The organism is Candidatus Contendobacter odensis Run_B_J11, from assembly GCF_000531125.1.
GTDB classification, from domain to species: domain Bacteria; phylum Pseudomonadota; class Gammaproteobacteria; order Competibacterales; family Competibacteraceae; genus Contendibacter; species Contendibacter odensensis.
In genome coordinates, this window is the sequence record NZ_CBTK010000099.1 from 1 (window position 1) to 15,375 (window position 15,375).

Sequence of the window (15,375 nt, forward strand, 5' to 3'; positions counted from 1 at the left end):
CGGATGCTGTGCCGGCCTCCACGACCGCAGCGCCCGCCGCAGCGGTGGTTGAACCCAGGGCATCCGCGCCGCCGAACGCCACGCCTCGAAAAAAACAGGCTGTCTCCCTTCAGGACGCGGCGCGGGCCTCCACAACCGCTACGCCGCCGCCGCCGCCGTCTCTGCCAGAGGCTGAAACCCCCGAGGGGAAGGCTCCACCGCTCAAGGACGACGAACCGTTCGACACTCATGAGAGATCGTCGAACCCCACGGAATTGAGCCAAGCCGTGCGCCAGGTCTTGCACGATCTGATTCGTCACCCGCTGTTTAACCGGCAACGGGGACCGGGCTGGCGGACTGAAGAAGCGTATTGGGTGACGGCGCGTCAGTTTGCTGAACAGTTGATGGAGCAGCCTTGGGTTAAAGCGCAAGCGTTCCCCAATCGCCGCGTGATCTACCATCTTATGGGCCGCCAAGGCTTGTTGCTGCCGCACGGTTCCAACGCCGTCTGGTCGATTTTCGTCACTGATCCGGGCGAAGCCCAGGCGCGTCTGGTCCCTGCACTGAAATTGCCGGTGTGCCTGTGGGAAGGGCCGCTGGGCCTGCCGTATCAGGGACGCTTGCACTGGGAGAACCCTTGGGCTCTTGAGTAGAAATTTCGGGCTAAAAGCGCCTTGCAATCGGGTCCAAGTGATCGTACTCGAACCGCGATCCAAGCCTTTCCGCCAACCCCTTTTCCCCAAGCCCAGACCACAGGCTCCCGCTGAATTTAAAACTACATCCGGCCCGCCACCCGCCTCTCCCAACCCGCGATCCGAACACCAGCCCGATCAAACCGATACCGCCTCTGCCAAGTCCATGCCGCAGGTCGAGTACAGGAAAAAACGCCGGATTGCTCCACCACCGACCGGCGGCGAGAAGAACGGTTAGTGGGCTTGATCACGAGGAGAGGCTCAGACTACCACGACATAGTGTGATGTTGCCGCCGCTTCAGGAGGGTGGCTACCCGCGCTAGACCCTCCACCCGGGAGTTGCACGACACCGACCGGACTGGGCCTAGCCGAGTGCCCTGCCGACCCCAGGTTTGGGTAAGCAGCCATCCGCCCCACAGGTCCTGGCGCAGATCGACCTCGTAATAGCGAACGCCCCGCGCTGTGTGTTTTTCCCAGCGCAGTCGAATACCTTGGTTCATAGGTTGCTCATTGAACGACCGTCAAGAGATACCAAAGGTTACCCTTTGACTAAAATGTAACTTTTAAGTTATACTAAAAGTGATTTAGCGAACACTGCTCACTGCGGCTACGCCCGCTTGAGGTTTTCAAGTCGGCAAGCCGGTCTTTCTACCCATCTGCGGGTACACCACTCAACTCGCGCCCCGTTATTGTTGCCATGTGGCAACATATAGTTATCTAACGGCCTGTCGGGCTTTCTAAAGTAACTGATTAACACTACTTCGGACAGTTTTGGCGATCACCATCAACAAGTTAGCCTTCATCGGCATCATGAAATTCAACTCAGGGTTTGACCGGAGTTCGATAAAATAACTCGTTGATTTTACTTGATCTGTGGCGGTTGCTTGAAGCTTTTATTTTTCAAGGGGTTTCACGCACCAATACCCCTTCCGTCCACGAGGCTGAAAGCCAAAACTGCCCGAACCATTGAAAATTAGTTTTTTATAATCAATTAGTTGAACTAATAATCTGGAAGGCAGCTAGTGCTGGCTTGCGACATCATAAAATTTAGATTGATCAATCATCTTGATTTTCAACTAGGATCGAAGATTGCCGCTACCGTAACATCTTCATAAACGGGTATCACTTAAAGCCTACCATGCACTTTCATTCACATAAGGAAAATATGACCCAAGTAATCGCAGTGGCCAACCAAAAAGGCGGTGTTGGGAAAACTACCGTGGCAGTAAATCTAGCGCGGGCTTTGCAGTTAATGGGGCAACGAGTATTAATTGTGGATTCCGATCCGCAGGGATCAGCCCGCGATTGGTATCAAGCAAGCCAAAACCAAGGCTATGACATGCCTGTAGTAGTCGGTGTTGACCGACCAGTCCTGGAAACCAGTATCCAAAAACTGCGGGGGGCGTTTGACACAATCCTGATCGACGGAGCTGCCAAACTTCAGGATATGACCATCTCGGCGATCAAAGCGGCTGATTTCGTACTCATCCCCGTGCAACCTTCAGCTCTAGATATCTGGGCGGCCGAGGACCTGGTCGAGTTGATCAAAGCTCGACAATCCATCACCAACGGTAAGCCTCTGGCAGCTTTCTTGGTAAGCCGACAGATTGTTGGTACTCGTCTGGCAAACGATGCCAACAGCGCACTCGAAGCGCTCAATCTGCCTATCTTGGCCGCACGGACCACCCAACGAGTGGCCTATGCCGAATGCATGAGCACCGGTAGCACCGTCCTTGATCTAGAATCGAATGGTCTCGCAACCAGTGAGATCAAAGCCATTTTGCAAGAGTTGCAAACTTTGATCTCGACTTTGCTGGAAGGATAAATCTATGCCTAGGAAGCCCTCACTGGCCGAAACCGCGACACGACCGATGGGTCGAAATCGTCCTGCGTCGATGGAAGAACTGATTCAATCCATCCAGCAGCCGGTATCTGACCTCGCTGTGCAACCTCGGGTACTACCCATCGACAATCTGAAGCAAGGCCGCTATCAGCCACGGCAAGCTATGGATGAACCAGATATCGACCTAATCCGGCTTGCGGACAGTATCCGCGCACTAGGACTCATCGAACCCATTGCCGTCCGGCCACTACCAGAACCGGAAGGTCATTTTGAAATTCTAGCAGGTGGTCGACGCTGGCGAGCGGCTCGGCTGGCAGGGTTAGCTGAAGTAGCGGTGATCGTTCATGCTGTAGATGACCAAACTGCCGCCGCCATGGCACTCGTTGAGAATCTGCAGCGACAGGATCTCAATCCTCTAGAGGCGGCAACTGCCATGCAGCGACTTCGAGAGGAATTCAAGCTTTCTCAAGACCAACTAGGCCGACTATTAGGCATATCCAAGTCGATGATCAGCAGGACTCTGGGCTTGTTGTCGCTACACAAAGAAGTACAGATGCTGCTCAGGACGAATCAGTTGGATGCAGGCCATGCCAGAGTGTTGCTCACTTTAGCGCCGGAAGAACAAATTGGCTTAGCCAGACAAGCAATTGCGAAAGGATGGTCGGTGCGGGAACTTGAACAGCGCAAGGCGGATCTAGCTATCCAACGGGAATCTTCCCGACCTAACTCGCTTAAGGTGCCCCTTGATCCTGATCTTCGACATTTGGAATCTCTAATAGGCTCGTGGCTTGCCACGCCAGTCCGGCTTACAACCCGCAAGACAGGAGAAGGTTTTATCACGATTTGCTTTGCAAGTGCCGACGAATGTACTGGTATCCTGCAGAAAATCGGTTTTAATTTGGAAAAATTATAGCTATAGAGTGTTGTTGCCACGTGGCAACAAATAGAGGGCTGGTCAAGGAGTTTTTTCTAAATGGAGTCAACCACAAGTTAAAAATCCCCGCGTGCAAAAATTGCGGTCCGCGATCCACACTGCTCCGGGTGGGCTCCGTTCCAACATCGCCGCCGCAACGCCCGTTCTTGGGGGTAGGCATCGGTACTGGGCTCCCGCTCAGTGATCACGTCCAGAGCGGGATCAAACATCACCAACGCCTTACCAAGCAATGGCGTGGCCGTTGAGCCGCACGTCTCAGCGAGGCGATGTTCCCGTCCAGAATCTTGTCCCGGTACCCCGCCAACAACCCCGAACGTGCTCCACCCACCTCCGTGATTAATGCTGCGACCTGTTCGGCGCTGGTGCGCACTAGCGCCGAACAGGCGCTCGGCTCCACACCATTGAGTTTGTTGTAGACCGATTTCACCGACACTGTCGTTGGAGAGCCTTCGGTCGCAGCGGCTCAGAACCCGCTCAGTGTAGCCCCTGACCTCCCTTTGGAGCGAGCCGTCTTCAACAGTCCGGAATCCATATTGAGCCACCTTTTTATGGGCAATGAATGGTGCATCTAGCGCAGCCGTGGCCTGGAAAATGCTTACATTCGGCGTTTCCGACCTGATCCGAAAGAGCCAAGATGAACCAGACCGCAGTTCCTGCCCTATCACGCGCTTTCACGCCCTTTAGTTGCACGGCTAGCCGCTGCAAACGCGCTATCCGAACCCACCGTTATTGACAGTATCATGTAGCAATAATCAGTCGCGATCGCGGCATCGTCCCGTTTAGGATGTATCCTGTTGAGAATCCGAAAATTACTGAATTGATCAATAATGAACGCCTTGTGCTGTGACAATCAGGCAGGGAATGCTGGAATACGCAATTCACAACTCGTAAGGCTCTCGCCATCACTCACTCCATGAACAATCTCCTTCCCGGTACGCCCGTCGTCGCTCGCGGCCTGCAATGGGAAGTCATCGAATGTGATTCCGCCGGCGAGCAGCAGCGCTTCCGGCTGCGCTGCGTACAAGGCGCGTTGCGGGGTCAGGAAATGGATTTGCTGTCACCGTTCGAGACCATTGAACCCTTGAGCCGGGCGCTGGAGCCGGCCAAAGCGGGTTTGTTGCGCGCTTGGCGGTTATACCACCAGGCGTTTTTGCTGGAACAGGCGTTGGGGTCTGATGCGCTACTGGCGGTGCAACCGGGTCGACTCGATCCAGCACCCTACCAGTGGGTGCCGGTGATGCGGGCCATCCAGATGAGCCGCCCACGCTTGTTGCTGGCCGATGGCGTGGGCTTGGGAAAAACCGTGCAGGCCGGGTTGGTGTTGACCGAGTTGCTGGCGCGACGGCGCGCCCACCGGATTCTGATCGTGTCGCCTGCTGGCCCACTGCTGAATCAGTGGCGGGAAGAAATGCACCGGCGCTTTGGCGTGCGCTTTCAGGCGATCACCGACTGGGGGATGCTGGAGGAAAAGCGCCGGGAATTGCTGCTGGGCGCGAATCCGTTTGATGCGGTGGCGTTGTGCCTGCTGTCCATCGATTTCGCCAAGCAGGAAAAGGTATTGCAAGACCTGGAGCGGGCCAGTTGGGATGTGGTGGTTATCGACGAGGCGCACCACTGCATTGGGATGGGAAACGCCGGTGATCGAGAGGATTCGCAGCGGCGACGCTTGGCGGAGGTGCTGGCCCGCCAAGCTGACGCCCTGCTGCTCCTGACCGCAACCCCGCACGATGGCTACGACGCGCATTTTGCTTCGCTGATGGAATTGCTGGATCCCAGTCTCGTGGATGGCCGGGGCGCACTGCGGGGAGATGCCTATCGTCGGCATGTCATCCGTCGTTTGAAGCGTCATCTCACCCCGGCGCTGGCCGGTGATCAGATCCAGTTCCATGAGCGCGAGGTGCTGCCGCGCCGGGTGGCCGTGGATGGCCAGACCCATCCCCACTATGCAACATTCCAAACCGGGCTGCTGGCGGTGCTGACACCCTGCCTGCGGCAAGCAGTGCGGAAAAAGCGCTATGGCGAGGTGCTGGCGTTTGTGTCGCTGCTCAAGCGTTCGGTGTCCACGGTGCAGGCGTGTCGAAATACGCTCGACGTGATTGCTCGGCGCTACGCTGAACTGGAACACTCCGGTCAGGAACAGCAGGAGTCACGTCGGCAGCGCTTGAAGACCTTGCGGGACTACCGCCGCCGGTTGGAGCGGTATGGCGCGCTGTCGTATGAGGAAGAACAGGATCAGTCTGCTCTGGAGGCGGAAGATATTGCGGCGGAACTGTTCACCGCCGACCCGGAGGCGCTGGAATCCGCACTGCACGACCTGCAACGCACCGTGCGCCGCGAGCGCGATCACTTGACGCGGTTACAGACCTTGCAGGACGGCCTGCAGGAACTATTGCGTCTGGCGCAGATCGCCGAGGCCGAAGACCCTAAGTTGGCGCAACTCATCGCCGAAATTCAGGCGATCCGCGCCGATGAACCGCAGGCCAATATTCTCGTTTATACCGAATACACCGACAGTCAAACTGCCGTGCTGGAATGGTTGCGGCGAACTTGCACTGCTGGGCAACTGACCGGCGAGGTGCTGGCGATCAGCGGGATGGATCCAGAGCGCGTTCGCACCCAAATCACCGAGCGGTTTGGCGTCGAGGACCGCATCATTCTGGTCAGCACCGACGCCACCGCCGAAGGTTTGAATCTGCACCGGCATTGTCATCATCTGATCCATGTCGAGTTGCCCTATAACCCGAACCGTCTGGAGCAGCGCAACGGACGCATCGACCGTTACGGGCAAACTCAAATCCCCCGGGTGCGTTACCTCTATCTGGGCGGCACCTTTGAGGAGCGGCTGTTGTGGCGACTGGTGGCCAAGTACGAGAACCAGCGCCAGACCCTGACCTTTATGCCGAATACCTTGGGACTGGTCACGCAAGAGACGCATAGCGCCACCGTCCGCTTATTGGAAGGCTTGGCCAACGAAGATCAGCAGTTGTTCCAGGGCATCCCCGCGCCACAGACCTTGAGTGAAGCGGAACAGGATGATCCGAATCAGCCGGCGTATCGCGAACTACTGGCCGAGATGGAACGCGCCTTGGGCGGGTATCGGCAGACCGTGAAAAACCCGGTTTGGCTCGGTGAGGGCGGTTTGAACGCCGAAACCCGCTGGGCCGAAGTGGCGACGACCGCTCAAATCCAGGGAGCAAAGTTGGCAGCGGTGGATCTCAACGAGTTCGTGTGTACGGCCGTCGAGGGCGCGGGTGGCCGGAGAACCGTGGACGCCGACGGTGTGTGGTCGCTGGTGTTGCCGCCGGATTGGACCCACGGCTTGCAGGCGCTCGATGGTTACGATGAAGACCACCGCACCTTACGCATCACCCTCGATCCCCGTCAGTTCAGTGATCGCCAACAGCGCCCGTTGGGGTTTCTGGGGCGGGCGCATCCCCTGGTGCAGCGAGCCATCGAACGAGTGCGCAATGTCCAGTTCGCCGGTTCGCGGGGGGCATTAGAACAGCGGGTGAGCGCGGCGCGGATTGACGCCGGTGAGCCGGCGCTGTTGTGGACGTTTCTTTGTACCGTGCAGAGCGGCGTGGGCCGGGAATATGAGCGGGTGCTGGCGGTGCGGGTGAACGCGACCGGGGAACCGCAGGCGATTCTGGAACCCGGCGCGTGGGAAGCGTTGACGACGCCCGACCGGGCAATTCCTACCGCAGACGTTTGGGAGCGCTGGTTTGCCGCGTGGGGTTGGGCGCGGCAGGACGCCGCGACCGAGGCAGCGGCGCACGCTTTTCAGGCGCTGGTGGCGGATTTCGGGAACACGCTGACCGCAGCGCTCGATAGCCAACAGCACGAACTGGCGCAGTGGCTGACCCAACGCACGACGGCGTTGTGCGGCATCCCTGAAGCACGGCAAACCGATCTGTTTATTAACGGTTCTGCCCCGCCGACGGCTGCGCCCACCGATCCCGTGGCGCGGTTGCGGGCATTCAGCGCCGATCTGCATCATTCTCCAGCGCACCGCCGGGAAGCGGATGGGGTGTTGCGGTTGTACGACCGGCGCTTGACCGACATCGCCGCCCGCCGCCGTTATGCAGTACACCCGCCGTTTTTGTTGGGGTTGCTGATGCTGATTCCGGGCGAAGGAAACTGAGATGGCCCTGAACCTGCGCGATTGCACGTTTTTCGGGCCGGCGCTGCCGGAGACCTTCGTCAAGTATCAGTTGGAAGAACGCTTGCGCCGGGCCGAGATGTTGCCGGCGCTGACCGGCGAGGCGGGCCGAACGCTGACGGCGCAATGGGAGGTTTACCGGCGCAAGTTGCGGGCCTTGGGCGAACAGGGCGGCGAGCGGCGAGTGTTTTCCCATGTCATCGAACCGTTATTGACCGTGTTGGGTTATGCCGACGGTCAGCGGGCGGAGCCGGTGGTGACTCGGGAGGGTGAAGAAGAGGGCGGCTATCGCTTGCGCGCGGCTGACGACCAAGCCGCCTTGCGAGTGTGGACGGTGGAAGCCGGGATCGATCTGGATGCGCCCAATCGGCGAGGCCGGGTGTTCCGCTTCAGTCCGAGTCAGGTGGCATGGCGGGTGTTGCTGACCCAGCGTGAGCGCGTCGGTCTGTTGACCGACGGCGAAGAACTACGCCTGCTGTTGAGTGATCCAGCCGGGCGGGACAGCTACTTGCTGATTCGGCTCGACCGCGCGGGCGGCTGGCGGGCGGCGCGGACCGTTCCCGATTCCTTCCGGTTGTTGCGAGCGCTGGCGTCACCGTCCGGGATCGCGTTACTGCCGGAGCTGATCGAGCAGGCGCGGCTGGCGCAAACCACCGTGACCCGCAAGTTGCGCCAGCTGGCGCGGGCGTTGTGGCATGAAGGGCTGGTGCTGATTTGCCGGCTGTTGTTCATCCTCAAATGCGAAGCCAGCCCCGATCCGGCTCGGGCGTTCAGTTTTGCCAGCACCAGCCTGTGGCGCAATACCTACTCGCCCAGTACCGCTCTGGCCGGATGCTGTCGGCGGGTGCTGGATCAGGGGGCGGATAGTGGCCGCTTTCTGGAAGATGGCTTGCGGGCGCTGTTTCGGCTGTTCAGCGTGGGGCTGGAAAGCACGGAATTGACTATCACCCGCCTGGGTGGGGTGCTGTTCGGCGAGCAGTCCACGCCGCTGCTGGATCAGTGCCAGTGGGGGGAACGGGCGGTCGCTCATCTGTTGGACTGCCTGCTGTGGACGCCGGCTGATGGCCGCGCTGAACGGGAGCGGGTGCATTACGGGACGCTCGATGTGGAGGATTTGGGGCGGGTGTATGAGGCGCTGCTGGAGTTGGAGCCGGGGATTGCCGCTGAACCGATGTGCCGGTTGCGGCGCGCCAAGCTGGAAGTGGTCGCGCCCTTGGCCCAGGGGGAACGCTATCGGCCGGTGGCGCCGACGCCGGACGTGGACGCTGAGGAGGACGCCGATGCTGAGGACGGCGATGAGGAGGCCGAGACCGGGCGGGGGAAGAAAACCGCTGTGCAGTGGATTGAGGCGATTCCGTCCGGGCGGTTTTTTCTGCGGGTGGGGTTGGGGCGCAAGGCCAGCGGATCGTATTACACCCCGCATCCTTTTGTGCGCTTTCTGGTGCAAGAAATGCTCGATCCGCTGATTGCGGCCCGCAGTCCGGCGGAAGACCCGCAACCGGTGGCGTTGTTGTCGATCAAGGTCCTCGATCCGGCGATGGGCAGCGGGCATTTTCTGGTGGAAGCGTGCCGGTATCTGGGTCAGGCGCTGTATGCCGCCTGTCAGGCTTGCGATCATCGGATGGCAGAGGCGGAAGCGGCGGCAGAAGCGTGCGCTGATCCGGTTCAGCAGGCGACGTTACGGCAAGCAGCCGCCGCTTGGCAGGCGCGGTTGACGGCGTTGCCTGACCCCGATCAGGAAGTGATGGCGTATTTGCCGAGCCGGGTTCCCGAGGGTCAGAGCGCCGGCCCGGCGCAACGCAAGGCTGAGGCGTTATGTCGGCGGTTGGTCGCGGTGCATTGCCTGTACGGGGTGGACAAGAACCCGCTGGCTGTGGAACTGGCGAAGCTGGCGTTGTGGCTGGAGTCCTACGCCGAGGGCTTGCCGCTGACTTTTCTCGATCATCGCTTGCTGTGCGGCGATTCGCTGACTGGGCCGTTCGCCGATCATCTGCTGACCTATCCGGTCGATGGCGAGCCGTTGGCGGACTTGCTGCAAACGGAATTGGCCGGGGCGTTGAAGGCGGGACTGACGGCGGCGCTGGCGCAGGTGCAGGATTTGGAGGCGACGCTGGGCCGGGAATATGGGGAGATTCAGCAGAAGCAGGCGGCGAAGCGGCGGTTGGATGCGGCGCTCCAGCCCTTCAAAACGCTGGCGGCGGCGTGGAGCGGGACGGCCATGCGCGGCGCGGGGGAACACAATCTGGCCTGGCTGGAGTTGTTGAAAACGGTCGTGGTGGGTGGTGGCGATGAGGCGGAAGTGCGGGCGGCTTATCCGGCTCTGGAGGAGTTGAGTGCGCTGGGTCGGGAGAGCGTGGCTTACGATTTGACGTTCCCGGAAGTGTTTTATCCCGATGGGACGCTGGAGCGGACCGGCGGCTTTGATGTGGTGTTGGGAAATCCGCCGTGGGATGCTGTTCAGCCGCTGGCCAAAGAATTTTTCGCCGCCTTCGATTTACGGATTCTGGATGCACCGACCCGCCGAGAACGCGCTGCTATTGAAAAAACCTTATTGCAGAACACACTGATTAAAGACCGCTATACAAAATATCTGGACCAGTTTGATAGTCTGAAGCGGTTATTTGAAAATTGCTACAGCCGGGTGAACCGACAAGCTAGTGGTCAGCCAAGTGGCGCAGTAATGAATTTATGGCAAGTCTTTGCCGAGCGAGGAATGGAATTACTACGTATGAATGGAAGAATCGGCTGGATATTACCATCGGCATTCCACGCCAATCAAAGTGCTACAGGGATACGAGAATTATATCTTCGAGAAAATAAAGTAGAATGTTGCTATTCCTTTGAAAATCGCCGAAAGCTTTTTAACATTCACTCTAGCTTTAAGTTTGCTACTGTGGTAGCACAGCGAAGTTTACAAGGTACACAGGAGTTTCAGTGCGCTTTCTATTTGCATAATTTGGAATGGCTATTTAATGAAAAATTACCGTTAATTTATACTAAAGATTTTATCAGAATAACTGGCGGCAGTTATTGGAGTTTTCCTGAACTTAGACAAACTATTGATGTTGAATTACTGAAACTTTTTTATAATAATACTACTTTAATAGCCGATTTATTTATAAAAAACAATATAATGTTAGGCAGGGAATGCCATATGACTGATGATGCTCACCGTTTTATTCAAATAGATACAGTATTTTTTAATGGGGAAGATTCACGGAATATTGATATTGCTGATACAATAAGATTACAAGGCTATCTCACACTCCATGAAGGCAAAACTTTTCATCAGTACACGGATCATTGGGAAGATCGCCCCCGCTACCTCGTTAGTCTGAAAAAAATTGCGGACAAGCTGGATTGGATAAAGGCAGCAAGCTATTACAGACTGGCTTTTCGAGCGATAGCAAGCTCAACCAACGAACGGACAGCCATTTTTGCACTTTTGCCTGGTGGCGTCATTTTTGGAAATTCTGCTCCCTGTGAACGACAGCCCGACCAACGCCCTAATGTAAAGGCGTTATTGGTAATGGCGCTGGCCAATACCTTTGGATTCGATTGGGCGCTGCGGCAAAGAACATCCGCTAATGTCAATCTATTCATTCTAAACGGCTGTCCCGTTCCCCCGATTTCTGAAACGGCTGCCCATTTCCTCGCCCACTCCGCCCTCCGCCTGGCCTGCAATCACACCGGCTATGCCCCGCTCTGGCAGGAACAACTGGGCGATACCTGGTGGGAATCGACGTTCCCGCCCACCTGGCCGGTGCTGGCTACCGATGACGAGCGCTGGATCGTGCGGGCCGCGATGGATGCCGTCGTTGCCCAAGCCTACGGCCTGAATCGCGAGCAGTATCAACACATTCTCGCCAGTTTCAGCCACCGCAGTTATCCCGCCGCGCCCGCGCGGTGTCTGAACGCCTTTGACGAATTGCAGCAGAACGGGCTGACCGCCTTCACCCGCCAGCGCGATCCCTACTGGGACATCCCGCTGAATGAGGCGCTGCCGCAACCGGTCATTAACTTGCCGTTACCCACGGACGAAGAAGCGCCCACCGAGGGGCCGTTCTTTGATCGCAAGGGACAGGGAGCGTTGCTCCAGCCCGATTTTGGCCCCCTGTTTGAGAATGCGGCTCGTCCAGAGGAACCCCCTGCGCCCCGTCGCCCCCGTGCTGTCGCCTGGGATGACGAAACCTATCAACTCATCACCCTGCTGCTGGATGAACGCGAGGTCATTGCATCCGCCGACGCCCAGGAACTTACCGGCCTCGATGCCGCTGCCGTGCGCCCCTACCTGCAACGTCTGATCGATGACGGCAAGGCGATTCTCGAAGGGCAGCGTCGGGGGGCGAAATATCGGAGAAGTCGATGAACCCCCATCAATTCAAACGCTGGCTGGCTCAACAAGGCGCGACCTTTCAACCTGGGAAGGGCGGACACCTCAAAGTCTTCCTGAATGGCCGCCAGTCGGTCTTACCGATGAGTTCTGGCGAACTCAAGAAAGGTACGCAGGAAAGCATCAAGAAACAGCTTGGACTGAAGGAGTAAGCAAACATGATCAACCTGGATTACCCGGTACATCTGGAGGCTGCTGAGGAAGGCGGCTTCATCGTGACATTTCCCGATGTCCCCGAAGCGATCACCCAAGGCGAGGATGAAGACGAAGCGCTTATGCGGGCGGTCGATGCGTTGGAAACTGCGTTCTCGTTCTACATTGATGACCGCCGTCCACTCCCGGTTCCCTCCGAAGCCGCCGGGCGACCGGTCGTGCGTCCTTCGACGTTGGAAAGCGCCAAGCTGGCGTTGTACGCGGAAATGACCGCGCAAGGGGTTCGCAAAGCTGAACTGGCGCGGCGACTGGGCTGGCACTTGCCACAAGTGGATCGGCTATTCAATCTGAAACACGCCTCCCGCCTTGATCAAATTGAAGCCGCCGCCCGGGCTTTGGGGCGCCGGGTCAATGTCACCTTGTCTGTCTAGCCCATAAGACGGGATTCAACGCCCGCAAAAAATTTCATAACTCACTGCTAAAACCGGAAGATATGCAGCTAATACCTATAAAAATCTCTCGATAACAAAAGGTTGCTATTTCGCAATTCCCGCGAAAATATGAAATCACCGGAAGGCTCCCCATGCCGTTGCACCCCATCGCCGTTGTCGGTGACTGAAATCTGGGCTACGCCGACAAGGGACAGTTACGTTTCATCGAGGCTGATCAATTGGCCGGGGATAAACTCCAAATCAACAATTATCCAGGTCTTCCCATCGGTGCTACGCGCCGCGATCTTCACTCCCAGTTCGTGATAGTGCGCCTCGCGCGCCGCTTCATAGAAGCTTCCATCTTCGAGAACGAGTTGAATATCTCCCAACTCACCGGGATCGTCGCGCAAGATCAGGGTGAGCAGATCCAGATCCAGGTTGCGGATACGCCCCTCAAACAGGCGTAGCTGGACAGCGTGCTGTTGCTTCAACTCGGTCAGTGCAGTGCGGATCTTTTTTGAGGAAGCCCGAGTCAATCGGTAGGGTTGACGCAGATAGCCCAGCATAGTGCCTGAGACTTCTACCGTGGTGACTGGCCCCGTTGAAGCGGGCGCCAGACGGCGCAGGGCCTCCAGGATCGCCAGCGATTCTTCACCGGCGTGCTTGAAATCTTCGGTCGGAGAGACCGCCCAGTCGAGACCGGCCTTCAGCAAACTCCAGCCGTGCGTGCGCAGTGCTTGGCGGCTACTCAACTCACCATCGCCTAATGGTAAAACCGCTTGCGTTTCATCCGGGGTACGGGGGGCATGAAATGACAAATCAAGGCTACCGTAACCAAGTCGCTGCAGTGATAACCCATACAAGGCCCGTAACCATTCAGGCAGCCGTCCGCTATTGTCCGCCCGCTGATCGCGCGCCAGCCACTCGAAGATCGGCTTCAGCGCGGTCTGGGCGATATCAGCCACCGACCCCAGCGCGGCAGCCGGCACCGAGCCAGCCCGGATTTGATCGCCCTTCAACTTGACTCGGAGTGCGGGTTCAAGCTGCGGTAAGAGCATCGTTCCCGATTCGGGCAACGCATCCGGAGGCAGTTGCGCCGGTTGGATGCCGAAGGCTCGTCGCGGCCTGGCGTCGGTCATATCCACGTCAACCAACCACATCGACCCACGCAACAACGCTTCATGGACGGTTGTGCTGCCTTCTTTCAGTTCCTTAATGGTATTTTCTGCCGTCGTGACCACGAGGAAGCGCTGCAATCGTTCGTCCTCCAGGTCCTCCACCAGATAGGCCAGCACCAGCATCTGCGCCGGTGTGCGTGCGGTAAAGATGCACGGCCCGTCAAGCCCCGCCAACGAAAAAAAGTAGGGGAATTTTCATTGCTCCACCGCGACCGACTTATCCTCTGACCGTCGCCTGACTTCCTGCCGCGCCCAACTCGCACGGTGGTGGTCCAGGTCTTTGCAGAGGAGCGCTTGCCCATGAAGGTCGGTGATGACGTACTTGAGGAACTGTACCGGGATTTACTCAAGGTCGATGCGGAATGGTCGATCCATACTCCAACCGGATTCACCTGGTGGGCTGACCCGCACGCCCAGCACATCGACCTCCTTGGCGAGGTTGGCGGTCCAGATGACGAGGTTGGCGTCCTGGTGGCGGTGCGTACCGAGCTACTTCGGGAACTGGTGCTGGACGATCTGGCGGCCAGCGCCCTCAACAGTCGGCTGATGGCGTTCGCCAGTCTGACCGGTCCGGTCTATGACCCGACGACCCGCACGTTGAGTCTGTCTTCGCTGATGGCGATCCATGAGGACACCCGCCGATGGATGCCCCGCCTCCTGAGCATCGCCGCGCTGTTGCAGATTAACGAAACCCGCCGCCTGAGTCCGGAACTGGCGACCTTACTCCAGGCCGAAATTGCCGCCAGCGGTCCCCCGCAGCGGGGTCAGCGTCCGGAACCCGACGAGATGGCCGAGGTCGTCCCCCGGCTCCTTGCTCCGCTGGGTTGTCAACCCAGTCGGTGGCAGGACGCCGAGTTTGCCGACACGCTGGAGCGTTATCTGCAACAACCGCCCGCGCTGCTCGCGACCGGCGAGGATAACGGGTTCACGGTCGAGTTTCCGTATGGCGACCAAACCTCACTGTTTCAGGCGATGGCCGATCAACCGCATCCTGCCTATGGCAATGGCCTGTTCGTGCTGCAATCCTTCCCGGTCGGCCACCTGAGCAATGACGAAGGGATTCGCCTGGCACTGGCCCTGAATGCAGTGGAATTGGCCGAAAGGCCGTTCGGTTATGGACTGGGCAGCTATTGCTACCAGCGAAATCTCCTGCACTTTGTCAGCTTCTTTCCGAACCTCACCCATAGCCCCGGCTTGTTACCGAATCTCTATTTCGCCGCTGCCCAACGCGCCCGGGCGTTATCGATCCGTCTGATGCAACAAGACTGGACTGCTTCCACGGTGGACAACTCCGGTCCTTGGTGGGTACCGAAACCCAAGCAGCACCACTGTACTCGGAAGCCATCTTGACTCAGACAGAAAATTCCCCTGATGAGCGATTAGCGCGACAACCATCGGCAAAAAATTCAAAGACACCCATTGGAGAAACTCATGGCGGCAAATCCCTCTGCTGATGTTCATCGCCCAGCCGATTTAATCACTTTTTTATTAGAGATGGCTGGGAAAATATTGGTCGGAATAATCAGTTTATTTCGATATGTAAGGTTAAAACCCCAGCAGTTCCCGGTCTCTTGAAAAGCTCAATTTAATCAATGTATTATAGAAGGTGTTTG

Annotated in this window: 9 protein-coding genes and 1 pseudogene; 8 read left to right on the plus strand and 2 right to left on the minus strand. The window is 57.9% G+C overall.

From position 1 onward, the window contains the following. Positions 1–632 (plus strand): annotated as a pseudogene (locus tag BN874_RS25040) (hypothetical protein); the annotation flags it as partial. 305 nt (positions 633–937) lie between these two features. On the opposite strand, the gene BN874_RS07980 reads toward BN874_RS25040, so the two are convergent. After that, on the minus strand, positions 938–1,171 hold the full coding sequence (locus tag BN874_RS07980; RefSeq protein WP_051497581.1) for a WGR domain-containing protein: 234 nt from the start codon (positions 1,169–1,171) through the stop codon (positions 938–940). A 665-nt stretch (positions 1,172–1,836) separates the two neighbouring features. Here BN874_RS07980 and parA point away from each other — a divergent pair. From parA to BN874_RS08015, 6 genes are all read left to right on the plus strand, one after another. Then, complete coding sequence (parA, locus tag BN874_RS07985) at positions 1,837–2,496, plus strand: ParA family partition ATPase (RefSeq protein WP_034431959.1); 660 nt, start codon at positions 1,837–1,839, stop codon at positions 2,494–2,496. A gap of 70 nt (positions 2,497–2,566) precedes the next feature. Beyond that, complete coding sequence (locus BN874_RS07990) at positions 2,567–3,427, plus strand: ParB/RepB/Spo0J family partition protein (RefSeq protein ID WP_195912137.1); 861 nt, start codon at positions 2,567–2,569, stop codon at positions 3,425–3,427. Positions 3,428–4,361: 934 nt separating this feature from the next. Continuing rightward, positions 4,362–7,589, plus strand: coding sequence for a helicase-related protein (locus tag BN874_RS08000; RefSeq protein ID WP_034431962.1), 3,228 nt, complete (start codon positions 4,362–4,364; stop codon positions 7,587–7,589). Between the two features lies 1 nt (position 7,590). Further along, positions 7,591–11,976: an Eco57I restriction-modification methylase domain-containing protein gene (locus tag BN874_RS08005; RefSeq protein ID WP_195912138.1), complete on the plus strand. Its 4,386-nt coding sequence runs from the start codon at positions 7,591–7,593 to the stop codon at positions 11,974–11,976. Continuing rightward, entirely contained in the window at positions 11,973–12,152 is a 180-nt protein-coding gene (locus BN874_RS08010) for a type II toxin-antitoxin system HicA family toxin (protein ID WP_034431963.1), read from the plus strand. Before BN874_RS08005 ends, BN874_RS08010 begins: the two co-directional genes overlap by 4 nt. A gap of 6 nt (positions 12,153–12,158) precedes the next feature. Beyond that, positions 12,159–12,584, plus strand: coding sequence for a type II toxin-antitoxin system HicB family antitoxin (locus tag BN874_RS08015; RefSeq protein ID WP_034431964.1), 426 nt, complete (start codon positions 12,159–12,161; stop codon positions 12,582–12,584). A 215-nt stretch (positions 12,585–12,799) separates the two neighbouring features. Here BN874_RS08015 and BN874_RS08020 read toward each other — a convergent pair whose 3' ends face one another. Further along, positions 12,800–13,885: a hypothetical protein gene (locus BN874_RS08020; RefSeq protein WP_034431965.1), complete on the minus strand. Its 1,086-nt coding sequence runs from the start codon at positions 13,883–13,885 to the stop codon at positions 12,800–12,802. A gap of 177 nt (positions 13,886–14,062) precedes the next feature. On the opposite strand from BN874_RS08020, the gene BN874_RS08025 reads away from it, so the two are divergent. Continuing rightward, the gene (locus tag BN874_RS08025; protein ID WP_034431966.1) at positions 14,063–15,112 is read left to right on the plus strand and encodes a hypothetical protein; all 1,050 of its coding nucleotides are present in this window, start codon (positions 14,063–14,065) and stop codon (positions 15,110–15,112) included. Positions 15,113–15,375: the final 263 nt, after the last annotated feature.

Bases quoted from the DNA above. Each gene is read 5' to 3' on its own strand.
- BN874_RS07990 (WP_195912137.1), top strand. From the start codon at position 2,567: ATGGAAGAACTGATTCAATCCATCCAGCAGCCGGTATCTGACCTCGCT.
- BN874_RS08010 (WP_034431963.1), top strand. From the start codon at position 11,973: ATGAACCCCCATCAATTCAAACGCTGGCTGGCTCAACAAGGCGCGACC.
- BN874_RS08025 (WP_034431966.1), top strand. From the start codon at position 14,063: ATGAAGGTCGGTGATGACGTACTTGAGGAACTGTACCGGGATTTACTC.
- BN874_RS08005 (WP_195912138.1), top strand. From the start codon at position 7,591: ATGGCCCTGAACCTGCGCGATTGCACGTTTTTCGGGCCGGCGCTGCCG.
- parA (WP_034431959.1), top strand. From the start codon at position 1,837: ATGACCCAAGTAATCGCAGTGGCCAACCAAAAAGGCGGTGTTGGGAAA.
- BN874_RS08000 (WP_034431962.1), top strand. From the start codon at position 4,362: ATGAACAATCTCCTTCCCGGTACGCCCGTCGTCGCTCGCGGCCTGCAA.
- BN874_RS07980 (WP_051497581.1), bottom strand. From the start codon at position 1,171: ATGAACCAAGGTATTCGACTGCGCTGGGAAAAACACACAGCGCGGGGC.
- BN874_RS08020 (WP_034431965.1), bottom strand. From the start codon at position 13,885: ATGCTGGTGCTGGCCTATCTGGTGGAGGACCTGGAGGACGAACGATTG.
- BN874_RS08015 (WP_034431964.1), top strand. From the start codon at position 12,159: ATGATCAACCTGGATTACCCGGTACATCTGGAGGCTGCTGAGGAAGGC.